The sequence below is a fragment of the Candidatus Lokiarchaeota archaeon genome (assembly GCA_014730275.1).
GTDB lineage: Archaea > Asgardarchaeota > Thorarchaeia > Thorarchaeales > Thorarchaeaceae > WJIL01.
Genome location: WJIL01000117.1, coordinates 51383 through 76439, shown reverse-complemented (window position 1 = coordinate 76439; position 25057 = coordinate 51383). Strand labels below are relative to the sequence as shown.

Genomic DNA, 25057 nt, shown 5'->3' with positions numbered 1-25057 from the left:
GCTCTAAGCACACAGATATGAAGCTTGGGAATTAGCATTTTTCATAGAGTTCTACCGAGACAAGTGTGGAGTTGAACATGGGGCCTCCACCGAGCTTCTGGGGCGTTCCCGAAGTCAGGGCGTTGAGAGGAGTACCACTGAGGCCTTTACCCTCTCTAGGAGTCCATATTGTTCCTCTTTGAATGTCTATTGAAAGGTTCGCTTGAAGTAATACATGACCTTGAGAATTGGAAATAATAATGGTATCACCATGCTCAATGTCTCTTTCACAGGCATCAAGAGGGTGAATATAGACAACGGAGGGAATTGGACCATACACTTCTTGGAACTGTGTATGGGTATACTGGGGCAATGCGCTATTCAGGAGAACAAACTGATTGGTAGAATGCGTGGTCGGTTCATATTCTGGCAGATTGTTGTCAAATTCTATCTTTCCACTCTTTGTGGAATATGATGTCATACTTCGGTAGCTGAGGTGAAGTGTCTCGCCAGCTATCAAGTCCTCTAGTGTGCCATCTTCAAAAGTAGTACTTGTTGCAGCATCTAGACATTTCCAAGGGTCAGCATGTACCCAGTCTTGTTCTATTTCAAGAGCTTTAGAAATCTCCTGCATAAGCCAGATTTCGGTTTTGCTTTGGCCTTGCGGTTCTACTACACGAGGGGATTCTCTAATTCGATTGTGAGCCCAGGGAACAACGATGTCCCTCTTTTCTAGATATGTGGGAGCAGGGAGTACTAAATCAGCATAATCAGTTGTTTCGGTCCAGTGAGTTTCATGTACAACAAGAAAGACATCGCTTCTTTCGAGACCACTACGGAAGGCAGCCTGATCTGGTACTGTGAGAGCTGGATTCATGCTATAGCAGAAGATGAACTTGAATTCACCGTCTTGAACATGTTTGCTTAAATCAACTTGGCTAACGATTCGGGGATTCGTATCTGCAAGTGTAATGCCCTCTAGATAAGCAGTATCTATGTCAAAGCCACTGCCATTACTGTAGAAGAAGCCTCTGTGAAGCCCGGTTAAAGCAGGCAAAAGTGAAGCAACCCCAATAGCCTCACCCCCTTGCCTAGCTTTCTGGAATCCGACACCGAGCAACAAGGCACTCCGGTCAGCATTTCCATAAGCTGCTGCCATTTCAGTGATTGTCTGGGTTGGAATACCCGTGGCTTCTGCAGTACTTTCTAAATCCCATCTAGCCGCTTGCGTTTCAAAATGCTCGTATCCATTTGTCCACTGGTCAAGAAACTGATGGTCAATGTAGTCTTTGGCGATAAGTTGATTAGCTATTCCATAAGCTAGAGCCAAATCACTCCCGGGTTTCGGTCTAAGCCACAAATCGGAATGCTGTGCAGACTTGCTTCTTCTTGGATCAATTACCACTACCTGCGCATCTTCATCCTCTCGAGCAATTCGAGAAAGATTCCAAAAATGGGGAGCACTGACTGCAGCATTGAAACCCCAATAAACATGGAAATCGGAATTCAGAAGAGTCTCCGGAAGGAGTCCGTAGGATTTGCCATAGTATTGAGAGATTGCTTCATTGCCGGATTTTGCACAAAGGCTATAATCAGTCCTCGTTGCACCGAGCGCGTTCCATAGCCTGCGAGGGAAATGCCAAGTCAGGATACCAGTATTCCCAAGATAATCAAGTAGTAGTACTGCTTCGGGACCATGGTCATTTAGAACTTCACGTAATCGATTTTTTACTTCCTTCAAAGCCGTCCTCCAGCTCACGCGTTTCTTGCTTAGTTTCCCTTTATCAGAAATGGATACATGTGGATAGAGCACTCGATTCTTGACCAATCGCTCTGCGTCTTTAGCTGCTCTGGGGCAAGTAATACCGCGAGTAAGAGGGGAATCCGAATAACCTCGGATTGATTCGATTGAGCCATTTTCAGTAATTACCTCTAGTGAGCAAGTATCATAGCAATCACGAGGACAAACTGTAACGAGTTTCTTGCGAGTCATTGGATTCCATAACCTGTTTCTTGCGGTTGAGAGGATCTCCCTGAATCATCGTGGACAAAATTAATCATAATAACGATGAGGTACAGGTCATTTCTTCGGTATGCCATTCGATTCAATTTTCTTAGCAAGAGTCCAAATAGTTTTGTTTTCTCGCCATCTAGAAGTCTCTTTAAGTGTATTCGCTACTGTCTTCTGGAAATGAGTCTCGATTATTTCGTTTCTATCCAAGCCAGCTGAATCAAGGTAAGAGTCGAGCAACTGCCATGCAAGCTTCTGTTTTGCTTCATGGAATATTGGCCGGGTATCCAAGAGACTAGCCGCAATACCTCCCAGGTCTTCCATCCAATCACCCGGCCTAGACTCTTCAAAATCAATTCCGTAAAGGATTCTATTATGGTAAATGAAATTCCTTAGCCGAGGGTCCCCTTTTATCAGGGAATGGATGTCATGAAAACGGTAATACCACTTAGCAAGTTGCTCAATTGCAGTAGTACTGAAGGTCTCATTTACTACATCTGTCAATACATTACCTTCAATGAACCTCATCAGTATAACGCCTTCTTTGGCATCAATAACTTGGGGGACTGTGAGTGCGTTTTCTTGGCTTCGTTTGAGTACTTCCAATTCTCTCTCAAAGCCAGATGTAACAAACAACTTGGCTATCAGTTCAGGAATCTTTCCTCGTTTTGTCGAAATTTGAATCTTGAATACTATGTTCTTCTTGCTCCTGAGTTGCTGAAATGAAAGATCATAGGGCTGATAATCAACCAGAGCGTCCAGAAGGGATTCCAAAACTTCCGAGCTAGTAGGGTCTAATTCTTTCCCATCTTTGCCTTTCATTCCTGCTTGGAGGATCTCGAAGAGTTCCATACTACTTCGTTATTATTCCTATGGCTATTAGGCTAACGCCCTACCAATCACGTTTTAATAGGAGGCCGCTGTACCGAGGCCGGAGCGTACGATGACTGGTCGAGTTTGTAATGTCGAAAGCAATAAGGAACGTTGTGGCTGCACATATCCTGGTTGTTCACGCAAGGGATATTGCTGTGATTGCATAGAATACCACTGGAAGCATAAGGAACTGCCGGGTTGTCTTTTCCCACCCGAAGCAGAGAAAACATACGATCGTAGCTTGGAGTATTTCATCAAAGTCTGGAGCGAGAAACTCGGAAACGAGTAGATATCCTCTTGAAAACCCAAGAAACGAAAGAATCTAACTTTTGAGTGGAAATACGGAAGCGCTTAAGAGGGGTCACGAAAAAGACTTGGTGGGGCCGTAGTCTAGTCTGGACTTCCAGAAGACAATCTTCTGGAAGAGGCAAATAAGGCACCAGCCTTCGGAGTTGGGCATCCCCGGTTCAAATCCGGGCGGTCCCGCCATTTTGCCAATTCTAAAGGGGATTTTCATCTAGTTAACCACTATTTCTTACTCCATCCAATACGGGAAATGCCATAGCTGATGCCTGCAGTAAGCTAATAGATGGTACATAGCTAAGTAGGGAGGGGGCTACTTAGTACCCTTCTCGTAAAGCTTTTTCATTTTTGCTTCGGTAGGATTCTCAACAATACCAACATTCGTTATTATTGCATCTACCAAATCAGGGGGAGTCATGTCAAATGCTGGGTTGTAAACCTTTGCGTCAGGTACTGTGATGTATTCTCCATTTATTTTCCTAATCTCGGATTCGTCACGTTCTTCAATCACCACATCTTCAGGATTTGATCCCATATCGATGGTTGACAAAGGCGCCGCAACATAGAATGGAATATCGTGATAATTGGCTGTAATCGCCATAGTGTAGGTACCAATTTTATTGATGACATGACCGGTTCGAATTATTCTATCTGCACCAACTACACAGCAATCAACTCTTCCTTGTTTGAAAACCGTGCCTATCATTCCGTCAGTTATCAAGGTTGTATCAATATCATCTTCCATGAATTCAAAAACTGTGAGTCGGGCACCTTGACATCTTGGCCTGGTCTCGGATGCATATACCTGTATATCCCCATATTCTTCATGCGCTGCACGTACTACAGCTCCAACGGTTCCAAGATGTACAGTAGCTAAGGAGCCGGCATTGCAGATGGTTTGAATTGTCCAACCAGGTTTGATTAGTTGAAGAGATGCATCCCCGATGGCTCGACACATGCGTACATCCTCTTCAGCAATCTCCTTTGCTTCTTCAACCAACGTCTCCTTGATTTCTTCAGCAGTCCCCTCGGACTTTTTTGCAACATCGAGCATTCTTGAGGTTGCCCAAGTCAAGTTTGCAGCAGTGGGGCGTGTATTGAGTGTATCAGCTGCTGTCTCCAAGAAATCAAGAAGTTCCTCTTTGGTCTGAGCGTCACTTTCCAAGGCAGCAAGAGCCATGCCCATACCGGCAGCGGCACCGATAGCTGGAGCCCCTCGGATTTCCATAACCTTAATCGATTCCGCGATTCGATCGTGACTATCTGTTACGATGTGTGTTTTTTCCAAAGGTAGTTTGGTTTGATCCACTAAGCGAACCTTGTTATTATCTGTCCATTCAATTGTTCGGAACATACGATTCTCATCTCTTTGTTTTTTTCCAGACGTTTTCTATTATTTTAATTACTCTCTCTGCGACGTTTTCAATGTCGCCTGTGAGCCCTTCTCCAAAGCTCACATCCTGAGGTTGGACTCCGAGAAGGATAGTTTGCGCACCGCTTCTCTCTTCAAGATAGCTCATTAGCATAGACAAAGGCATGCTATGAGTGCTTATAGCTATACCACCTATTCGGTCTTTGGTAACGAGTTCAATATGACCAACTGGCTCTCCCATATTTGCTGCATCAACGAGTATAACTCTCTCAGCCCCAAATTCGGCAAGGGGTTTGGCAAAGGCTTCTGGTACTGACCCAACATTTTGTATCATAATATTTGAATCGTCAATACTCAATTTAGAGACTATGTAGGGGCCAAGACCGTCATCTGTTCGCAGCTCGTTTCCAATACCCAGAATTGCTGCTTTTTTTCCGCCCTTGAGGAATTGGAGAAGTTCTTTTTCTAGACTTTCATAGCTCACGAGGTTTCATCAATGTCGGTTGGCTATAGTTCTTGTGATGCCGAAGGCTTTTTGAAAACTAAAACACGAGACTAGGCAGGCGCATATAATTTGTCAACAGAAGAAAAAACTGGTTCAGATAACAGAACAGATGATGAGATGGAGGAGCCTTCAGTATGCCTATTTGAGGCTGGTAAGGGTTATGTTGGCGTAGAAGACGCCGACAGAATATCTCAACAGGGCTTCTACGGAGTGCGATTAGAGAATGGACAATTAGAGCTACGCCCTGTTGAAATCTTGCATCTTTTGGAACGGGAAAGAATCCAAGTCAAATCTGCAGAGGGACGAATCATGGATAGTGACGATATAGTACGGAACTTGATTGTCGAAGATCCCGACCTATGGGTTAGGTACTTGGTATTCAGAGATCTCAGAAGTAGAGGGTATGCTGTAAGGCAAGGATTTGGAGGGGGGATCGGTTTTCGGGTGTATCAAAGAGGTGATAAGCCCGGACAGTCTGCGGCAAAACAGCTAGTATACATAATGAAGGAAGATGAACCAATCACGCTCAAAGAGCTGGAAATGGTTACACGTATGTCAGCCGAGGCTCGAAAGAAGTTGACCTTTGCACTTGTAGACAAGAATGGCGAAGTCAACTTTTATCGAGTAGCGAAAGCAGAACTCAGTCAACTAGAGGCGGATAAAACTTGAAGGAAGACGATTGGGAGTACTATGAGGATGAGCTAGTTACGCTTAGGGAATTCTTTGATGATCACACTATGAGTGTCCACCTGGTGGAAAACAATCCGCCCAGGGCAAAACGGGGGGAACCAGGAAACTGGAAGTTGGTGGATCTCTCGGAAAGAACTCTGACCTATGAGGAACTGGATATCCTAGCAAGGGGCATTTTAGAAAGCGCCAGAAATGATAGAGCTTCATTCATAGAAATTGAAGAAGAGGGGGCGGCTGTTGTCCAGTTGCGAAACTATCGAATAGCCATTGCCATGCCACCCTTTGCGGACAAGATGGAAATCAGTGCAATCAGACCTATAGTAAAACTGGATATAGAAGACTATCATTTGAGTCCCAAGCTCATGAAGCGATTGGAAGCAAGGGCCGAAGGTATTCTCATATCGGGATCACCCGGCTCAGGAAAAAGCACATTTGCGACTGCACTTGCCGAGTTTTACGGAAGGAAAGGCAATGTGGTCAAAACATTGGAACAGCCCAGAGATCTTCAAGTTGAAGATGCCATAGTACAGTACTCATCCCTAGATGGAAGTATGGAGAAAGCAGCTGACATTCTGCTCTTGGTACGCCCCGATTATGTAATCTATGACGAGCTCAGAAAAGATTCTGACTTCGAGGCATATTCTGATCTTCGTTCGGCTGGTGTTGGTATGGTCGGAATCGTTCACGCTGGTTCAGCCATTGATGCAATCCAACGACTGATTTTGGGTGGGCGTGTTGAGCTGGGGCAGCTACCAAGCACTGTTGACACAGTTTTGCACATAGAGGCGGGTCGCGTTTCGAAGGTCACTTCATTATCGCTGAAAGTCAAGCTCCCAACTGGAATGAGCAGTTCAAAGAGAGACTTGGCTAGACCGGTTGTCGAGATTCGAGATTTTGAACAAGGTATTCTTGAGCACGAAATCTTCTCATTCGGCGGCGAGAAAATTGTAGTTCCTGTCAAGGGCGGTAGAAGGAGAAACTCGGGTCGCCAAGACTATCGCTCCGGGGGACCAAAGCCTGGCGAGACAATACCCCTTACTGTAAGCTATTCTAAGAAGAAGGTGAATGTACGGGCCGGGAGGAGATATGCCAAGAAGCGGATAGAAGTCTATGCGGACAACGACTACCTCTTCACTACAGTGATTGGACGTGATGGTGAATGTTCAATCCGAATCAAAACAAGGCAGGGCAGTATGCTCGTCGATGCGGTTGAGGAAGGCGCGGAAATCACGGGTAAAGTAGCATATTGAACTTCAAAAGTACAAATGTAATAGCACAAAAGGTTTAACAGCGAAACGCTATCTCGGCGCTTGTGACCACGTTTCCACCGCTCTGTAGAAAGGGCCCGTGGCCTAGTCTGGATAAGGCACTAGCCTCCTAAGTTAGTTAGCCCCGGTTCAAATCCGGGCGGGCCCGCCACTGTTTTCCTAGCGATTCAGTCACTGGACTCATTTAGAACATAAGCGCCCGTTTCAGTTCCAACGTGAACCTGGTCGGCCATATTTACAAAGAGACCTGTTTCAATTACGCCAGGAATCATCTTCAAGGTTATTGACATCTCGAGTGGGTTCTGCAGAGGTTCATTGAATTCTAGGTCCAGTAGGAAATTGCCGTTATCTGTCACCACCGGCCCCATTTTCTTTTTGGCAATCCGTAGTACAGGCTCGATTCCCATAGACTTGATTTTTCTTTTTACGGTTCCTAAGGAAAAAGGGAGAACTTCTACAGGAACAGGGAAGTTTCCACCCAGGCGTTGGACAAGTTTCGATTCATCAACAATGATAATGAGTCTCTTGGAAGCAGATGCAACAACCTTCTCTCTAAGCAAAGCGCCACCGCCACCCTTTATCAGATTCAGTTTGTCATCAACTTCATCTGCGCCGTCAACAGTGAGTTCTAGCTCAGGTGCCCGATCTAAATCTGTCAAGGGTATGTCATATTCAAGAGCAAGCTGATATGCCTGATATGAACTAGGCACAACGGTAAGATTAGCTCCCTTTTCAACAAGCTTGCCAAGTTCTTGAGCGAAATAAGCTACAGTTGACCCACTGCCCAAACCAATGACGGCACTTGATGGTAGAATATCCAAGACACTTTTTGCAGCATTTCGTTTCAAATTATTCATCTATTCCACACTCCACACTGTGGTACATGAACAGGTTTAGCACTATATATAATCTAAACCGCTAAAGCTAATGGAATGCTGCTATTAGTCTTTCAAGAAACAATTCGGAAGGAAAGAGACTAATCTACTTAGTCTCCACCCATAAGTGTGCGAAGACGCTCCATTTCGGCGAGCATCTCAGATTGTAGAGTGCTCTTAGCACCGGATTCTTTCTCTTTAGAACTTGGAGCTTCACTTGCAGATGTTGAAGAGGGTGTTTTTGCCGGTGTGCCACCCGGGGGACCACTGCTTGGGCTACTGCCGCTTGGGGGGCCGCCACTCGGAGCTGCACCGCCTGGGGGACCGCCACCCGGAGGGCCGCCACTCGGAGCTGCATCGCCTGGGGGACCATCACTCGGAGCACTACCACCTGGGGGGCCGCCGCTGGGTGGGCCGCCGCTGGGTGGGCCGCCACTTGGAGCTGCACCGCCTGGGGGACCGCCACCCGGAGGGCCGCCACTTGGAGCTTCCGCTGGTGGAGCTGTCTCCGGTTCAGAAGTTGGAGGTTGTTCGGGAGTAACCTCCGCAGGTTCGGCTGCTTCACCAGGCATGCCTACTGATGAGGGACCCGCTTCGGGTTCTTCAGAAGGTAGAGTTCTGCCAGACATAGCTGCAAGTTTACGTAGATAATCGGATCGAGCTTTGTCTACAGCAGAATCTGCATCCACTATCGCCTTCAATTGATCACTTTTGGCAATTGCATCTTTGACAGATTCAAGACGAGTCTTATAGAGAGAATCTAGCTGAGACTGGAGTGTATCATCAAGCTCTCCTCGTTCCGAGTAGTAATCTACAGCTGAAAGGGCTTGTCTAAGAGCGTTTTCCTCAATGCGAAGAAAGAGCAATGCTTCAGTGGGAGTGTTGATGAAGCGTGTTTTCTTTGATCCGCTAATGCCTCCAGATATATCACCTGTAGAGGCAATTATCTTCTGTAAATCGCCAGCTATGCCGCCTGCCGTCGATTTGTGACGGAGCCAAGCGAGCCCTACTATTATGAGTACTAGCGGGGTGACCGAAACTATAAAGAACCAAGCGATAGGCCCAAATGGTACGCCCAAGGGCTGAAAGAAGTCGGATAGTGGTCTGAATAGGTCAATAATGAATCGCGTGAATTGGCTGTACGATGTTTGCAATTTACATCACCTGCTAGTACATGACTTTGTGATTGGAGCTTTGTGCTCGGTTATTTTAGCTTTCGTGTAGACATTGAGCCTTTGTATGACTCAGGTGTGACACGCTTGAGCCTAGTATTGACTAGTCTTATGTGTTCTTATTACAGATGGACTCATAAACATGACCTTGATATAATGCCATTTTCTTGATGTCCGGAACAACGTGATCAACACTACATGTATTTCTGAAATCTGTTTATGAGATTGTGGAGCCCCAGGCGAGATTCGAACTCGCGACCCCCTGATTTCTTGATTTGCGAATAACCGCAAAATGTACAAGTCAGGTGCACTAAACCGGGCTGTGCTACTGGGGCATGTCCCGGTGGGCGTTTTGACTTGAATGCTTTAAAAGCCTACTCTTTGGGGGTAACCGCAAAACCTTCCATAGATATACGGCGGGATTATGTCTTTTGAAGTTTCTTCGATTTAACCAGATGGACAAATGGTTTTGCGGGTTCATTCCATCCGTGTGGCAGTTTCTTCCAATGCAGCTATAACATCAAGTTTCTTTCCTGTGATATACCGAATTGTGGATCCTCCACCGGTGCTTATGTGCGTGAGCTTTTCGCTGAATTTCAGCTCTCGTGCCAAAGAACCCAAGTGACCGCCACCAACAATACTGGTGCAATCAGCTTCCGAAATTGACTTGAGAACATCTATGGTGCCGCGCGCAAAGGCTTCCTTTTCGAAATATCCCATAGGACCATTTGCAAACACCACTTCAGCATCATCAATATCCATCATAAAATCCTCTACGGTCTGGGGGCCTATATCGTAGAATGGGTAATCATCTATTTCATTCAAGGAGCATTCCCATCTTTTGCCGTTCTTCTCTACCGCAGCGTCGGCGGGTAAGCGAATACTATCGCGGTAGTTGTCTAAGACCTGCGCTGCGTTCTCCACAGCACTTTCCAAATCCTCAATCAAATCTCCATGTTTTCGAGATATTTGGCCGTCAGCTATTAGAAATACAATGCCTACTAGTCCTCCAAGCAAAGCCTCATCTGCACGTTCCAACTGGAAAAGCTCTTCCAAGGTGGCTATTTTGTCGTGAACTTTACTTCCACCAAGAACTAGTATCCAGGGACGCCGTTCTGTTGAAGCGGCCTCATGAAGAGCAATTACCTCTTTCTCGAAAAGTCGTCCTGCAACAGAGGGTAGCACGGTAGTGAATCCTACGAGAGAAGCTTGTGATCTATGGGCCGCCCCAAACGCATCGTTGACAAAGAGATCAAATAGTGAATACAGCTCTTGTACCAGAGGTTCCTTCGCGACTTCTTCAGGGGGTGCCTTTTTCAATTCTCCTTCAAACATCCTGACATTTTGAAGGACCAGAATCTCTCCCTTCTTCACCGACTTGATTGCCTGCTTCGCCTTGAAACCAAAAATATCATCCACGAAATAGGCATCGAATCCCAATTCTTTGATAATTGAAGTATGCGGTTCAAGGGAAATAAAATCATCACTACCAGGACGGCCCTGGTGAGCCATCAGAACAACTTTGCTTTCTGAAAGCTCTTTCAGAGTAGGAACAATTGCCTCTATGCGAGAAGCATCAAGTATCTCCTTTGTATCAGGATCTACTGAAGAATTGATATCCACTCTAAGCAAAACGCGTTTATTCTCGTATTCCACATCGTCAAGGGTCTTGAAGGGCAGTTCCATGCTTTCACCCCTAACAGGTGTAAGACGATTCATCGATAAAGAGGTTGTGCAAAGACCAACAAGAACAAACGAAGAGACAAAACAACAACAGAAATTGGTGCCGCAGGAGGGCTTCGAACCCTCGACTTCAAGATTTCCCATCCGGGGGCGCTCATCTTTTTAACCCCAATTGTAAACAGCGTATCCCGCTGAAGATTATGAGTCTTGCGCCCTACCAGGCTAGGCCACTGCGGCTAATGTATTATGGACGTGTAGTTGTTGGGAGGTGACTCATTCAGAATTGCGAGTCTCGATGTTCTATTAAATCTATTCTTAAAGAAGGCTATTACGATTCCTCCTTCTCGAGTGTTCGTTCTATTTCTTCCATTAGCAGGTTTTTAACTGTGCTTCCATCCACTTTCCCACGCAGCTCTTTCATGGCCACGCCCATCAATCCACCAATTGCACCCTTCCCTTGCTCAATGATGAAATCCTTTCGCTGTTCAACAATTCTCCGAAGAGTTTTCCTAGTATCTTCTTCCTCGATCATACCAAGACCCGTATCTCTCAATGCTTGGTCTATTCCTACTGTGGGGTTCGTTGCAAGGTAAGAGAGGATATCAGGGATAGCTTCAGCTGAAACAGCATTTTCTTCAACACCCTCAAAGATCTGGAACAAATCATTGTCGTCTAGTGATTCTACAGGCACATCGTTCCGCTTAAGATTCACAATGGTGTTTTCCAGTGTGACTGCAACCAAGGTAGGAGGAACCTGATGTGTTTCAACTATTTCTTCAAACAAATCCGCATTGGAAGACATCGTCAATTGTGAGGCAAGTTCATCGCTCAGTTCATAGTCGGCTATGAATCGTTCCTTCTTCTCGTCGAGAGTTTCAGGCAAATTGGAGCGAATCTGCTCAAGCTTTGATTGAGTAACTTTCACAGGACGGACATCTGTCTCGGGATACATTCGTTCAGCCCCTGGACGGGGACGAGCATATCTACTAGCGCCGGACGGAAGGGGAATTCGTGTTTCTTCTGGAACGCCATCGAAGGCTGCCTTAGATCTGTCAACAACTGCACTCAACGAGTCTGTAGCATCTTCTTCGCTAGCAACAACGAAAACGACAGCATCTTCTTCATTGGCATCCAAGTACTCTCGTAGAGAAGATATCTCTTTTTCGGATATGCCATACTTTGGCATTTCATCGGTATGAAAGATGCCTCCAATCCCACCCCAGAACTTCGCATAGTCAGATAGCTCAGTACCAAATCGACGGCCTGGTTGGATTTCTCGACCCAATATGCCGGCAAAACCCGGCAATTTTGCAGCATACACAGCGTGCCCTGAATCGAGCCCGGACTTGATGAGCTCAGACTCGGTCTCTAGGAATATTAAAGAGACATCTTCGATAGCTACATCAAAAGAATCAGTATCGATTTCTTGATCTTGGAGAATGTCAGCAATTTCAAGAAGATGATGCTGGCGTAGAGCCTCAAAACGCACAACATCTGCCACCATATCTAGCTCTTGTAGACCTTTGATTTCGGTAATAGCACCATCTTCAATGGACACGTTAACATCTTGACGAATTGTACCAATACCTCGCATCGCTTTTCCAGTTGAACGAAGAAGAAGGCCAAGTGCCAAGGCTGTTTCTTTGGCCTCTTCAGGAGTTGCAATGTCAGGTGCTGTTGCTATTTCAATAAGGGGAATACCCAAACGGTCCAGTCGATAGACCCGGACATTTTTGTCCTCATCCTCTGAGATTTTTCGCGCGGCATCCTCCTCTAAGCAGATAGTTTGGATACCGATTTTCTTGCCTCCAACATCAATCCCCCCACCCCGAGCAATTACAGCCGTTCGTTGGAATCCAGCCGTGTTGCTGCCGTCAATAACGATTTTTCGCATCGGATGGATTTCATCAACAGGTGTGGATTCTAGAAAAATAGCCATCATAAGAGATGTTTCGATGGACTCCTCGGCAAGGTTGTGTGGAGGTTCTTCGTCTGCTTCTACCAAACAGGTGGTTTCTTTGTAATACTCGTAATAGTAAGTTATCCCTCGTTGAAACTCAAACAGAGCAGCTGGGTCAACTTCACCCATTTCGCTTTGAGTAGGTCTCAGTTGTCTCATAAAGCCTCCATCGGGTTCATCATCTCGAATGACAGGGGGGCAGTGACAGTATAGCTTTCGACGAGTATCAAGCTGCTGATGAATTTCAAGTCCAACTTTCAGTCCCAGATTTTCATAGGAAATATCATTGTCCAAAAGCATCATGCCTCCTTTGTTGAGCAATGTTGGTCAATCTCTGTACGTGGTCGTATCTCACCAACCAGATTCCGTGTCATCAGGTCCCGTATTTCATCCAAATCATCATAATTACCTAACAGCCACATAAGTTTCACAAGAGCCGTTTCAGGAAGCATGTCCTTACAAGGAACGACTCCCATCTGTAGCATTTCGACACCGGGCCGATATACATTTAGGTTTGTTCGCCCCCAGATGCATTGACTAGTCATTGTAACAATGATATCTGAATCAATTGCTTCTTTCAGAGATTCATGTAGATGTTCTGGAGCATGGCCTAGACCAGTTCCCTCTATTACTAATCCCTTGTACCCTTCATTAATCAGATTATCAATAATCGTAGAATTTATACCGGGATATGTTTTGATTAGTGCTACACGTTCCTCAAAATTGGATTTTAATTCGAATTTTCTATCTCGATCTCTTCGGAATATTGGAGATTGAATCTCTGATATTTTGTCATTCTCAATTTTGTAGAGCGGTTCGATGTTAATGGATTGGAATGCGTCGCGTCTGCTAGTGTGACATTTCCGAGATCTTACACCACGATGAGCATATGTGAATGTATCATCACTTTCCCCATGCATTACAACCATGACTTCTGCAGCATCAGATTGTCCAACGAATTGCACTGCCTGTAGCAAATTCATTGAAGCATCAGATGAAGGACGATCGGAAGAGCGTTGGGATCCAACCAATACAATTGGAATAGGTATGTTTTGAAGAGCAAAGGCAAGTGCTGCTGCAGTAAATCCCAACGTATCGGTCCCATGGGCTATTACTACTCCGTCGGTATCCTTTCTGATTTCTTCTGCTACACTCTCTGCTATCAAGCTCCAATCATTTGGTTCAATATTTTCAGAAAGCACACTCATTACGACTTTGGCTCGAATATTCGCATAGTCGGTCAGCTCTGGAACAGTATCGTAGAGATCCTTTGCATTAAGAGCGGGGTTAACGGCTCCAGTTTTGTAGTCGACGCGGCTAGCAATTGTTCCACCAGTACTTAGGATAGAAACAGTTGGAAGAGATTCATCAATTTCTCGGTCAATTTTCTTTCTAGAAGATTTGGTTCTGGAAACTTCACGAAGTTTATCCAGTTTGGAATCTTCATTCAGGCGAATACCGATATTATATCCGCTATCCAGCTTGATGACGATATGCTCTTCATCGCTCCCGATCTGCGCACGGGGCATAAGAATGCCTACATGCTGTTGATTGTCTGTGGAGACTTCTACTTCGTCTCCAACTTGAACTTCAGCATCCTTGAGTTTTCTCAGGGCGAGCCCAACATATCCCGACGTTTCTTGCACCAAAATTATACACCTGTGAAGCTCAGCTTGTGCTCCAACGCTGTATCGTCATAAAACCTTCGCCCAAGCAATGCAAAAGCTATATTGCTGTAATTTCGAGCATTAGGAGGAATTTATCCCACTATCGAGATGTTTGGCTTGGATTTCAGAGGTAAGAGCATTCTCTTGAATGATTTCTCTAAACATATAGGCACTTTCACGGGGTATTCGCTCTTGAGTTTCGTAATCCACCTCAACCAAGCCAAAATGGCTTTCATAGCCTTCCGCCCATTCGAAATTATCTGTCAGACTCCATACAAGATAGCCAAGAATTTCCACGCCATCGCGTATAGCTTTGTGAACCTGTCGAAGATGTGCGACGATGTATCTCCTACGAAGGGAATCGTCTTGGGTCCCTATGCCATTTTCTGTCAAGAAAATCGGAGTTTTCCAGTTGTCCCAAATGGCTTTGAGAATGGGGTAGTAACCTTCAGGATAGAATTCCCACTCCAAACCTTCGCAACGTGGCAAATCTGGATCCTTTGGGGGCATTTCTCCTGCCATAAAATCAAGAGAGGAGGAAACCCGCATTCTGCTATAGTAATTCACACCAATGAAATCAGCACTATCTTCCAATGGTTTGTAGGTTTTCTCTTCACCCATAATCTCAGGTATAGTTGATGTCATCACACCTTCCAGCCAAGCATGATTGTACAGATAATCGAGATACTCCGCTAACTCCACATCTTCCTCATTATTTGGGTCATAAGGCTCGAAATATGAAGTACTAAGAACTGGAGCGATGTCGGGTTGTTCCATTCCTTTTTCATCATATACTTCACGGATAGCAGTAGCTGCCTGCCCATGTGCTTTTAATAGATTCTTGGCAGCCGTCAAGGCCTTGCCATAATCTTGCAGACCAGGAGGAAAATCACCAAAGAGATATCCCATCGTAACAACTACCATCGGTTCATTGATGGTATTCCAGATTATACCGTAGTCGGTGAATGGCTCCACCACTTTTCGTACAAATCTACCAAATCTATCAGGGCTAGAAGGATTCAACCATCCATCATCTTCAGAAAACCAGATTGGATTGGTGAAATGATGAAGTGTGACCATCGGTTGAATTTCTCTATCCAACAGGGCCTGGATGACATTCCTGTAATGTTCAATTTCGCTATCGTCCCACTTGCCCTCTTTGGGTTCAATTCTGCTCCACTCAATAGAGAATCTGTGAACCTCGTGACCTAGTTCTTTTGCTAAGTCGAAATCTTCTTTGTATCGATTATAGTGATCACAGGCAACTTCAGAAGTTGATCCATCTTTGATAGTTCCTGGTTTCGATTCCCATTCCGTCCAGCTATTGCGATTCCCGCCTTCAGTTTGATGAGCGGCGGCCGCGCTACCCCATAGGAAATTTTCGGGAAATTTTAGTCGTTCATATTCCATGTTTTTCTCACCAACTAGACTCAATCGGGATATCATTGAAAGGAAATCATCATCGAATTTCTGATTGAAGCTGATGGTGCGGGAGGCGAGATTCGAACTCGCGAACTGCTGCCAGACCAGATGTCTTATTGTATGACCCCGATTTGTCACAGATCTTAAGTCTGGCGCCGTTGGCCGGGCTTGGCTACTCCCGCATTAGATACTGTACTAGATAGAGCGTAGAGATTACGGTATTATAACCTTAAGGCTTGTGAGAGAGATTGAATCCACGTTTCATTGAAGAGAGGGTAATTCGCAGGCAATGGTGGGGCGGGCCGGATTTGAACCAGCGACCGTCGAGAACAGCGAGTACCTCGTCTGTTATTCTCGGTGTAAACGAGACATCATAGCCGAGCTAGACAACCGCCCCATATGTGGGCTAAACCAAGTAAGAGTCTTTACCCAGTAAGCAGTGGATAGCCTTCAGATTAAAAACATTGTCTTGGAAGATATCTACTGATTATCATAGGAACACTAGAGATAGAAGTCTCACGTTGTCTTGATATATTCATTTTGTATGATTTTCAGGCTTAATTGCAAAGATGTGGAATTCCTGCCTTTTTTCATCTAATACAATAGACTTGCAATTAGCGAAACCTAAGTCTTCAATTGAATTGCGGGAGATATCAACGGTATCGGGAATTGGATTGGATTTGAAAGCCACCAAAATCTTACCAGAAGAATTCAAGCACCGACAGAATCTCCGAGCAAGCTTCAGTGTAGACCGAGGTTCTGTAGTTACATCAATCAGAATCACGTTGAAGTCGCCACACGGAATGTTTCCTAGTGGCATTGTAAAAGCATCAGCTTCTAGAATCGAGACATCCTCAGAATGACGCGCTATTTCTCTCAATCGAGGGAGGAAGTCGCCCGAGATCTCAATCCCAAGAACTCTTGCGCCTTGTTCCTTAGCATAGAGAATGAACCCACCAGCAGAACTGCCAATATCGAGAACGTAGTCATTTTGAGAGATGATTTTGGTTTCCAAAATTTGGTCTATTTCCTTGAGTTTGAGATACCCGAGAGGCATGTCTCGCGCTTCTTCAGAGATATGGATTTCGTCCGTTGTGGTCACATGTGTGGAAGGTTTTGCCCGCTTTTCGTTTACGAGCACTAAACCGTTCTTAATTGCCCGTTTCGCTGTCTGGCGGGAACTGAAATACCCATTATCTCGGAGCCACCTATCTAATCTTGGCACGGTTTTATCCTCGCACTTTCTTAGGTATGAATGGATAAACGGGTATTCCACGAAGGCGGGGGCCAATAGCGGCTAGAATACCTGTAGCTCTAGTTCCCAATTTACAAGTAACTGAAAACTCGAAGGTTCCTATTCGCTCAATTTCAATCACATCCTGTTTGTGATTGGTATTGGATAGGGCATTGTCAATCATCCTATATGTTGACCCAAAAATAAGTAGTCGCTGATGAGTTTCATTTGCCCAAGCATTAATTCGATCAATATAAGATTCTGCGAATTCTCCTTCCAGTTCAGCCTTTCGTGAATCTATGTTTGTAATACGAGTATTAACCGGAAGGTTCTCAACAAGAACTTGTTTTCGGCAAATCTCATTAAGTGATTTTCCCGGCATATCGAATTGCTCACGCAATCTGTGAAGTGGAATTAACAAATCTGTAGGTGGATTCGGTGACAGTCCAATATCGATGTATAGCCCATATCCAACTTGCCCAACATCAACTAAATATCCAGAGTATTCTATATCTATGCTTACCTTTTCAAAACTTGGTACGATTCCGTAGCGTTGATCGAGCACATTTCGCAGAAATTCCTCATCATCTCCACCCATTGTGATTTCTATGTGACCCCGGGAATTTGTACTAATGCGAAGCTGGGAGATGTGTAAATCCTCAGATAGACTTCTAATCCGCCTGCTAAAAATATCCAAGAGATGGGTCGATTCCGGTCCATATGCTCGCGGAATTAAAGTCACTTTGGTCAATAGTACTTCCTCATGGTTTCTCTATTGTGATGTGATAGAATATCAGAGACTATCTGGTCACATACAGGTTATGATGCAGATGTGGCCTTCAAATCTGCTCTGAGTTCTTCAACTCGTTTCTTCAAGAAATCAATTGTTTTCTTATTATCAACATACTCAAGGCGATCACCGCATACCGGACATCTGAAGCTTAGATTCATAGCCTCTTCAAAAGGCACGGGTGAAGAATCTCTATTTACACATACATACAAATCATTGCTGCTTTCATGTTGAAGCCGCTGTTCTAGCAAGTTTAGAACCATACGTTTCTTTCTGTTTATCAAGGCCTGCGCTTTCTGCGGATGAATTCGCCAGTAGTATAGGAACCAACCAGTATCACTATCTCGGATTCTGCGATATGAGGCTAGTTGATTATCGTGTAGCTTGTATAATGTTTTCCGGACAGTATTCAGCTTGAGGTCGGTCTTTGTCGCTATTTCCTCGTCCGTGGTCTCGTCACTATTAACAAGTACTGAAGCTACCTCTACCCCCTCTTTGCCGGCAATCTCTTCAACTACAAGCCTAAATAAGTCGGTATTGAAATCAGTTTCAGCCATCGAAGCCACCTTGTCATGAGATATCAAATGCAGAGTCGAGATTTGTTGGGAGCGAAAACTCTGGTCTCTAACTACTACTGTCAAATAATATATTGTTCTGACGCAATATAAGACCTTTTCTTCCCGATGGTTCAATCTTCAGAATTTTCTCTTTTCTGGCTCTTTTTTCGTTTCACTTTTACAACATCACCCAAAGTGAGTCGCTTATTGCCTTTGGAAGATCTAGGAGCGGCAGAAGCGCTTCGAATGGGTTCAAGTAATGAAATTCCCAATTCACGCTCAATGCCTCGAATGGTTTTCATAGTGGGTTTCAAACGGCCTGCCTCAATTGATTGAAGAGTAGAAATTCTTTCACCGACTCTCTGGGCGAGCTGTTCTTGGGAGAGGCCTTTCTTCTGTCTTGATGTTCGAATCTTTTCTGCATAGTCCTTTACTACCATCATATCATCAAGCAACACCCCTCGTCTTCTTGTATTTCGTTGGGGCTTCTTCTTTTTCTTCTTGAGTCTTTTCTGAGAAGGAGATGCTGAACTTCCACTTTTGACCCAAGAAGTGCTTCGTTTGGATCTTGATGATTTACTAGTCGTTGAGGCCGGTTTGCTCTGACCGAATTGAGAGGCACATTGGGAGCAAACTAGCATAGGGACACCATCAATCTTTGTCCTGCGACCTCGACCTTTTATTTCTCTGCCGCAAAGTTCGCAGCTTGGCAAAAATCGTTACCTCGTTATATGAATGTTCGAAGTCTTCATAGATAAACATATCCGAGTCAACATGCTTGAAGTTGAGATGTCATCTCTAACTCCACCCGTATTATGAGTCATTATGAATAAACTTAATTTAAGACCCAGTTAATTGCCATTCAAGGTGTCATAAATTGCCGGGGACGACTGACGCAAAAGACGACAAGAGCGTCGAAGAATCAGGGTATGCAGACAACTACACTCGGCACTTGGAAAGACGTCTACGTGCACTAGAAACCGAGAAGCAAATACTCCATGCAGAACGTAGTCGTCTAGAGAAGGAAACACAGACACTTAGAACAGAATTAGAAAAGCTCAGACAGTCACCATTGATAGCGGCGACTCTTGTGGATATATTGGAAGACGGCAGGGCAATTGTGAAGAGCTCAACGGGGCCAAGCTTTGTTGTGCATGTGGCTTCATCCATTCCAGATGAGAAGCTGCAATCAGGAATGCGTGTGGCACTCAATCAAAGATCATTTGCTGTGACTCAGGAGCTTCCTCCATCTCGAGATCCGATGATAAGAGCTATGGAAATTGAAGAAGCGCCAGACGTTTCCTACGAAGATATCGGTGGACTTGATGAACAGCTGAGGGAAATCAAGGAAACTGTTGAACTTCCACTCTTGAAGCCAGAGTTGTTCGAAGAAGTTGGAATTGAACCTCCGAAGGGTGTGCTCCTGACTGGAAAGCCAGGAACAGGAAAGACGCTGTCTGCGAGGGCTGTTGCTCACGAAACAAATGCTACCTTCATCAGAGTAATAGGTTCGGAGCTTGTACAGAAGTTTATTGGAGAAGGTGCAAGGCTCGTAAGAGAGATATTCATGATGGGGAAAGAAAAAGCTCCAGCGGTTGTCTTTATTGACGAGCTTGATGCAGTCGGTTCCCATAGGCTAGATATTGCAACTTCAGGAGATAGAGAAGTCCAGCGAACATTGATGCAGCTTCTGAGTGAACTGGATGGGTTTGAAGCAAGAGGGGAGGTAGCAGTAATCGGTGCCACAAATCGGCCCGATATATTAGATCCAGCACTGCTAAGACCAGGACGGTTTGATAGAATAATTGACTTCCCACTGCCAGATAGTATCAGTAGAGAAGAAATCTTCAAGATTCATACCCGCGGTATGAATCTCCATTCTGAGTTGAGTCTTCACCAACTAGTCAGCGCAACAAAGGGACAAACCGGTGCAGACATCAAGGCGATTTGTACTGAAGCAGGAATGTTTGCAATTCGAGAAGGCAGGACATGTGTAAAACAATCTGATTTCCGTAATGCTATCTCCAAGGTAGGCAATAGAGGAAATGAGAGGGAACAGCCAAGCAATATGTATTGCTAGCCCATTATCAAGCAACAAATCCTTAGATGAAAGCCGATTGAACAATGAAACTAGCTGGTCACTCCGGCGGATTTCTTAGAGAAGGGAGAAATGCATTGAGAAGGCAGCATGTTTTCTAATACCCCATTAATAGGATATCAACGCCAATTGTAGAGTTTCATTCATATTTGTGATTCTCAGGAACTATCTCTTGTAATACTATTAATACGAAATGATTTGTAATACTGATAATACAACGCAATCTATAAGCAAAGGGGGATTTGGTTTTGGCTTTGATTTAGTTTTCCTCTTCGATAACGCAAGCATTTAATGGATGGGTTTATTCAACTAAGATGACTGAAAGGAAAAGAGGTCAATTCAAATGGGATTCAGAGGTTTATCTCCTAAACAGCTAGCCAGAATGATGAAGAAGATGGGCATAGAACAAGAAGAAATCAAAGGAGTAGAGGAAGTCATCATTAGATTTGACGACAAGGAGTGGTATTTTCCAAAACCGGAAGTGACCATGATAAAGCAATCTGGAAGTGAAACTTTTCAGATTGGTGGAGATAGGCAAGAGCGTCCAAGAGGAGAAGAAAGCTCTAAGACGGAAAGCAAGAAAAAGAAAAAGAAGGTCGAGATTCCTATGGAAGATGCCGCTCTAGTTTCAAATCAAACTGGTGTGAGCATCGAGGCAGCCAAGAAGGCACTCGAAGAAACTGAGGGAGATTTGGCAGCAGCCATACTGAAATTGAAGAGCGGTTAAGAATCGGAAATCTGATCCCGTACGAGTTTGGTTCGATAGAAATCGGAGCGTTCACGTTCTTCAAGTGCTAATTTGACATATCTTGCAGTTGCCTCCAATCTCGGAATGACAACCGTCTCAAGAGCTGATACGCGCCTTTTTGTGCTTTCTATTTCATGAGCCAAACGCTTTACAGTAGATTCTATTTCTGCAAGGCGAACGATGGCCCTCAATGCTTCTGTGAATTTCTCTGTCATTGTATCCAGCTTTGCACTTGAATCAGGAAGGGAATATGGCATATCAGGAGCAGATTGACGAAGAGAAAGAATGGGGACAGTTACACCCATCATTGAACGCGTAGTTGTGTTAAGCTCAGTTTCCGCCCTACTGGTATGAGCAAATTCAACCAAGCGTTCAGGACCCATCAACATCTTTGCTTGTGTCAATGCTGAGAACGCCTCGGAAAGAGTATCTTCTACATCAGCCCGAGCTTCCCTTATTTCAGCAATCGCATTGAAAAATTCCATTATCAAAGAATCTCTTTTCTCTTTCAGAAGATCGTGGCCACGCTCAGCTAGCTGCTTTCGCTTTCGGAGATTCAGTAGTTCCATGCGCGTGGTTTTTGTTCCTGGCAGTATATCCGTCAAACAGGTTCACACTCGAATGTATGTTGAACTAACTAATCCAAACGGCTATGAATTCAGCAATGATTCTACGGAACCATGAAAGCAAGTGCGCTGATAAGGGTTCCAAAAGCGCAAACAGCCACCCATCCGCGCAGGTAATCGCTCAGACCATCAGGATTCTCTGCAATTCGGGCAGTAGTAATCAGAGTAACTATACTAAGATAAAGAAATGCAAATGGGAGTGCTACAGTTTGGTTAGTTAGAGATATGTCTCTGAGAAAAATATAGCCTGCAAGGCCGACGAAAACCAGAAAGCTGATTGCCATGAATGAGTTGAGTATTCTTTGAATTCTATCTAATTCCATAATTTCCTGCTTCCCTTATTTGGTGGAAACTCTTCTTCTATGACTGGTGTCATTGGGCCTATCGATTGCTGAAAAAAGTTGTGGACACGTTGCTAAGAAAAGTCGCAAATTTGCTAGAAAGGGTTATAACTACAATAATTGTATTACAACACTGTGTATTGTAGGATGTACTAATACCCGTAATACAGGAGTGTACAATAATTCATGACGATTGCAGTTCACGAAAGTGCATTGATTAGACATTTCAATACGAGAAAGGAAGCCTTGAGAGCTTGGGAAGAGAAGCTTGGAATGAGGTTTTCGCCGTTTCGAGGTTTCAAAATGCCAGATGCTCGTCTCTATGTCGAGCATCCGGATTTTCTTGATACACTAGTAGATATAGTGCTAATCAATGAAAGACACATATTTTTGAGAGGACCAGTAGGATCCGGAAAAAGTACGCTTATGCTCTTAGCCTTAAGAGACCTACCTACTCTTGCGGATAGGCGAGGGAACAGATTCGTCACAGGATATGTGGGCATGACGGGCCTATATGAAAAGCAGATGTCAGCAGCCATTGCTGATTCGCTTAGAATCAAGTATCGAAGATCGTGGGAGTCAACTCAGATTATTGAAGCTGTAGCAAAGGAAAGCTTGCGAAGGTACATTGAAGAAGACTGTCGTACCGCGCTTTTCATCGAAGATGTAGCAGATAACCAAGAGGCGGCTTTTCACAAGCTTCGTTTCTTGGCAGACCTGCCAACAGAGGAGATGGTTGATGATCATCCTGAAGGACTTGATGAACCAATTGTGACCCTGATAATGTCAGGAACCAAACTATACTGGAATGCCATGCTTTCTTTTCTTCCCCAGATAGCAAACCGAACAGAACCTTTAGATGTGCCCCCACTGGATGGAAGTAAAGCACGCGAGTTCATCGGCAGAAGACTTGCTTATGCAAGAGGAGATATCGACCAGTTCAATTCTGATGATTTCCAACTAGAACCATTTGAAGAAACATCTATCGAGATAATAAACGAGGCGGCGAATGGAAATCCGAGAGATCTTAGAATGTTAGCAAGAGCATGTCAACAAGTCGCAGCAGAGAATCTAAGAAAATCAGGAGATCCAACCGTTACTGTTGATATTGCGGAAACCGTAGCTGATGCATATTCTGAAATTCTCAAGGAGGTCAGGTAAGAATGAGTGTTCTTGGAAAATACCGAAAGAAAGAGGAAAAGGAAACAGAGAAGGGGGAGGCAGAGAAGGAGGAAACGAAGGACGACAGAGAGTCAGTTCCTAACAGTGAAAGGAAGAGCCCAATAGTCTCCTTCTCAATTGGTGCCGATTTGAGATCATGTCTTCAAGCGGTGAGAGAGGAGAATGCCATTAATTTGAGCATGTGGGTCGATCAACAACTAAGACAAGCGGTATCAGATAAATTCCCGAAAATTGCAGGACAACACCTCAAGTCGTAGTTTCGTAATACTCGTAATACGCTAGTTCGATGCTACAAATCATTGCGATTAAGCATCCGGGCATATTCACTCATCTTTGCACAACAAAGTGCCGCCATATTTGGATCGTCGTAGCAAGGGATTCGATTCATCTCTAAGAGATCCTTCCCGGGCTTTCCGATTTCTCCAGCAAGCCAGACCCCAACAACAGGTTTGCCAGTATTGGCTATTCTTATCCCTTCAAGGGCGCCCGCCGCATGCTCAGTCTGTGTCATACCAGCGAAGGTCGGAACACCACAAATAGCCAGAAGTATATCAATGGCAGAATCTTCCAGTAACAGCCGAGTCGCTAGTTTGTATTCTCTACGACCCCCACTGGCGACAACATCCACAGGATTCTCCACACTGGCCATCGGAGGCAACAGTTTAGATAACTCATTCCGTGTTGAAGGACTCAGAGGGGGAATGTTAAGTCCAAGTTGTGAGGCAGAATCAGTTGCAAGTACTGCAGCACCGCCTGTATTACTAATAATACCAATATTACAACCTTTTGGGAGGGGCTGATAGTCAAAGAGCTTTGCGATTTCAAACAAGCTGTCGAAAGTTGGAGCAGTAACACAACCCGACTGACGAATCATACCTTCAAAGACCTGAGGGGAACCAGCCAGAGATCCAGTATGTGAAAGAGTAGCACGACTGCCGGCATCACTTGTGCCACCTTTCAATACAACTACTGGTTTTTTTCTGGATGCTGAACTAAGGGCTTCATAGAATGAGCGTCCTTCCTCTACTCCCTCAACGTATACCGTTATGACCTTTGTTTGGGAATCTTCAGCCAGATAACCGAGAAGATCAGTGAATCCAATATCAGTTGCATTTCCAATACTCACGAATTTGCTCATTCCAATCCGTTTAGCTTTTGTCGTGTAAATTAGCATACCACCTAAGGCACCACTCTGGGAAATTAGAGCAATATTCCCTCGTTCAGGCATCATAGTAAAAGTGCCATTGAATAGACGCGAATTGGACACACCTACACAGTTAGGACCAATGAAATGCACGCCTGATTCTCTAGCAGCTTGGTGTAATTCCTGTTCTAGTTGAGTTCCTCTTTCTCCGCTTTCACTAAATCCACCGGATATGATAACAGCATTCCTAGCACCAGCAGCTCTTACTTCATGCATTAATTGGGGGCAGTACTTTGCTGCTACAGCAATAATAACTAAATCAACATCTTCAGGAATCTCTTCTAGATTCGAATAAGCAGTACTACCCAAGACCTTCTCTCTACTCCTTGTAACTGGATACACCTCTACCTCTGAGGCCAGAAGATTCGAAAGAATTGAGTTCCCCAGCTTTCTGTAATCAGCCGAAGCTCCAACAAGAGCGACACTTCGGGGATTGAAGAAATCATCAATCTCATCGTACGTCAAATTGGGCTGCATACTGGAATCTCATTTGTTTG

General features: G+C 44.7%; 24 protein-coding genes and 6 tRNA genes. 9 read left to right on the top strand and 21 right to left on the bottom strand.

The features are described 5' to 3' along the window. Positions 1–31: 31 nt before the first annotated feature. Complete coding sequence (locus tag GF309_13080) at positions 32–1972, bottom strand: molybdopterin-dependent oxidoreductase (GenBank protein MBD3159711.1); 1941 nt, start codon at positions 1970–1972, stop codon at positions 32–34. An 87-nt stretch (positions 1973–2059) separates the two neighbouring features. Further along, a complete protein-coding gene (locus GF309_13075) occupies positions 2060–2842 on the bottom strand; it encodes a hypothetical protein (GenBank protein ID MBD3159710.1) in 783 nt (260 codons plus the stop codon). Between the two features lie 91 nt (positions 2843–2933). On the opposite strand from GF309_13075, the gene GF309_13070 reads away from it, so the two are divergent. Beyond that, positions 2934–3152, top strand: a complete 219-nt coding sequence (locus tag GF309_13070; protein MBD3159709.1) for a hypothetical protein — start codon at positions 2934–2936, stop codon at positions 3150–3152. Positions 3153–3242: 90 nt separating this feature from the next. Further along, positions 3243–3352: transfer RNA gene (locus GF309_13065), tRNA-Arg, on the top strand. Positions 3353–3479: 127 nt separating this feature from the next. Here the strand turns inward: GF309_13065 and mtnA are convergent. Beyond that, positions 3480–4520, bottom strand: a complete 1041-nt coding sequence (mtnA, locus tag GF309_13060) for an S-methyl-5-thioribose-1-phosphate isomerase (GenBank protein ID MBD3159708.1) — start codon at positions 4518–4520, stop codon at positions 3480–3482. 7 nt (positions 4521–4527) lie between these two features. Further along, positions 4528–5022: a hydrogenase maturation peptidase HycI gene (hycI, locus tag GF309_13055; GenBank protein ID MBD3159707.1), complete on the bottom strand. Its 495-nt coding sequence runs from the start codon at positions 5020–5022 to the stop codon at positions 4528–4530. Between the two features lie 90 nt (positions 5023–5112). Here hycI and endA point away from each other — a divergent pair, with 90 nt between their 5' ends. The 3 genes from endA (at position 5113) to GF309_13040 (ending at position 7152) form a co-directional block, all read left to right on the top strand. Beyond that, complete coding sequence (gene endA / locus GF309_13050) at positions 5113–5712, top strand: tRNA-intron lyase (GenBank protein ID MBD3159706.1); 600 nt, start codon at positions 5113–5115, stop codon at positions 5710–5712. A 68-nt stretch (positions 5713–5780) separates the two neighbouring features. Continuing rightward, positions 5781–6983 (top strand): hypothetical protein, encoded by a 1203-nt coding sequence (locus GF309_13045; protein ID MBD3159705.1) that lies wholly within the window; start codon positions 5781–5783, stop codon positions 6981–6983. Positions 6984–7074: 91 nt separating this feature from the next. After that, a tRNA-Arg gene (locus GF309_13040) sits at positions 7075–7152 on the top strand. A gap of 16 nt (positions 7153–7168) precedes the next feature. Here GF309_13040 and rpiA read toward each other — a convergent pair. The 14 genes from rpiA to GF309_12970 all read right to left on the bottom strand — a co-directional run bounded on the left by rpiA (position 7169) and on the right by GF309_12970 (position 19074). Continuing rightward, positions 7169–7858 carry a ribose 5-phosphate isomerase A gene (gene rpiA, locus GF309_13035; protein MBD3159704.1) on the bottom strand — a complete coding sequence of 230 codons (690 nt, stop codon included), beginning with the start codon at positions 7856–7858 and terminating at the stop codon, positions 7169–7171. A gap of 128 nt (positions 7859–7986) precedes the next feature. Then, the gene (locus GF309_13030; GenBank protein MBD3159703.1) at positions 7987–9030 is read right to left on the bottom strand and encodes a hypothetical protein; all 1044 of its coding nucleotides are present in this window, start codon (positions 9028–9030) and stop codon (positions 7987–7989) included. Positions 9031–9276: 246 nt separating this feature from the next. Further along, a tRNA-Thr gene (locus GF309_13025) sits at positions 9277–9383 on the bottom strand. Between the two features lie 142 nt (positions 9384–9525). Continuing rightward, positions 9526–10767, bottom strand: a complete 1242-nt coding sequence (gene pgk, locus GF309_13020) for a phosphoglycerate kinase (protein ID MBD3159702.1) — start codon at positions 10765–10767, stop codon at positions 9526–9528. 62 nt (positions 10768–10829) lie between these two features. Next, positions 10830–10968 (bottom strand) — tRNA-Met (locus tag GF309_13015). Between the two features lie 91 nt (positions 10969–11059). Beyond that, on the bottom strand, positions 11060–12991 hold the full coding sequence (gene gatE, locus GF309_13010; GenBank protein MBD3159701.1) for a Glu-tRNA(Gln) amidotransferase subunit GatE: 1932 nt from the start codon (positions 12989–12991) through the stop codon (positions 11060–11062). Beyond that, entirely contained in the window at positions 12991–14304 is a 1314-nt protein-coding gene (gene gatD / locus GF309_13005) for a Glu-tRNA(Gln) amidotransferase subunit GatD (GenBank protein ID MBD3159700.1), read from the bottom strand. The genes gatE and gatD overlap by 1 nt, the downstream gene beginning before the upstream one ends. A gap of 135 nt (positions 14305–14439) precedes the next feature. Next, positions 14440–15804 carry a family 1 glycosylhydrolase gene (locus GF309_13000; protein ID MBD3159699.1) on the bottom strand — a complete coding sequence of 455 codons (1365 nt, stop codon included), beginning with the start codon at positions 15802–15804 and terminating at the stop codon, positions 14440–14442. Between the two features lie 38 nt (positions 15805–15842). Then, positions 15843–15962 (bottom strand) — tRNA-Leu (locus GF309_12995). Positions 15963–16070: 108 nt separating this feature from the next. Next, positions 16071–16177 (bottom strand) — tRNA-Val (locus GF309_12990). Between the two features lie 138 nt (positions 16178–16315). Further along, entirely contained in the window at positions 16316–17071 is a 756-nt protein-coding gene (locus GF309_12985) for a methyltransferase domain-containing protein (GenBank protein MBD3159698.1), read from the bottom strand. Continuing rightward, positions 17010–17765 (bottom strand): DUF2110 family protein, encoded by a 756-nt coding sequence (locus GF309_12980; protein MBD3159697.1) that lies wholly within the window; start codon positions 17763–17765, stop codon positions 17010–17012. Before GF309_12980 ends, GF309_12985 begins: the two co-directional genes overlap by 62 nt. Before the next feature lie 68 nt (positions 17766–17833). After that, entirely contained in the window at positions 17834–18361 is a 528-nt protein-coding gene (gene tfe / locus GF309_12975; GenBank protein MBD3159696.1) for a transcription factor E, read from the bottom strand. A 131-nt stretch (positions 18362–18492) separates the two neighbouring features. Next, on the bottom strand, positions 18493–19074 hold the full coding sequence (locus GF309_12970; GenBank protein ID MBD3159695.1) for a TIGR00270 family protein: 582 nt from the start codon (positions 19072–19074) through the stop codon (positions 18493–18495). Between the two features lie 164 nt (positions 19075–19238). Between GF309_12970 and pan the strand changes: the two genes are divergently transcribed. Together pan and GF309_12960 are read left to right on the top strand one after the other, a co-directional pair. Further along, a complete protein-coding gene (gene pan, locus GF309_12965; GenBank protein ID MBD3159694.1) occupies positions 19239–20441 on the top strand; it encodes a proteasome-activating nucleotidase in 1203 nt (400 codons plus the stop codon). Positions 20442–20802: 361 nt separating this feature from the next. Further along, entirely contained in the window at positions 20803–21186 is a 384-nt protein-coding gene (locus GF309_12960; protein ID MBD3159693.1) for a nascent polypeptide-associated complex protein, read from the top strand. Here the strand turns inward: GF309_12960 and GF309_12955 are convergent. Then, the gene (locus tag GF309_12955) at positions 21183–21812 is read right to left on the bottom strand and encodes a V-type ATP synthase subunit D (GenBank protein MBD3159692.1); all 630 of its coding nucleotides are present in this window, start codon (positions 21810–21812) and stop codon (positions 21183–21185) included. The two genes, GF309_12960 and GF309_12955, sit on opposite strands and share 4 nt — an antisense overlap. A 65-nt stretch (positions 21813–21877) precedes the next feature. Beyond that, entirely contained in the window at positions 21878–22156 is a 279-nt protein-coding gene (locus GF309_12950; GenBank protein ID MBD3159691.1) for a hypothetical protein, read from the bottom strand. A gap of 204 nt (positions 22157–22360) precedes the next feature. On the opposite strand from GF309_12950, the gene GF309_12945 reads away from it, so the two are divergent. After that, positions 22361–23335 carry a hypothetical protein gene (locus GF309_12945; GenBank protein MBD3159690.1) on the top strand — a complete coding sequence of 325 codons (975 nt, stop codon included), beginning with the start codon at positions 22361–22363 and terminating at the stop codon, positions 23333–23335. A gap of 2 nt (positions 23336–23337) precedes the next feature. Beyond that, entirely contained in the window at positions 23338–23613 is a 276-nt protein-coding gene (locus tag GF309_12940; protein ID MBD3159689.1) for a hypothetical protein, read from the top strand. Between the two features lie 32 nt (positions 23614–23645). Here the strand turns inward: GF309_12940 and GF309_12935 are convergent, their stop codons facing one another. Next, positions 23646–25037, bottom strand: a complete 1392-nt coding sequence (locus tag GF309_12935) for an acetyl-CoA synthetase (protein ID MBD3159688.1) — start codon at positions 25035–25037, stop codon at positions 23646–23648. Positions 25038–25057: the final 20 nt, after the last annotated feature.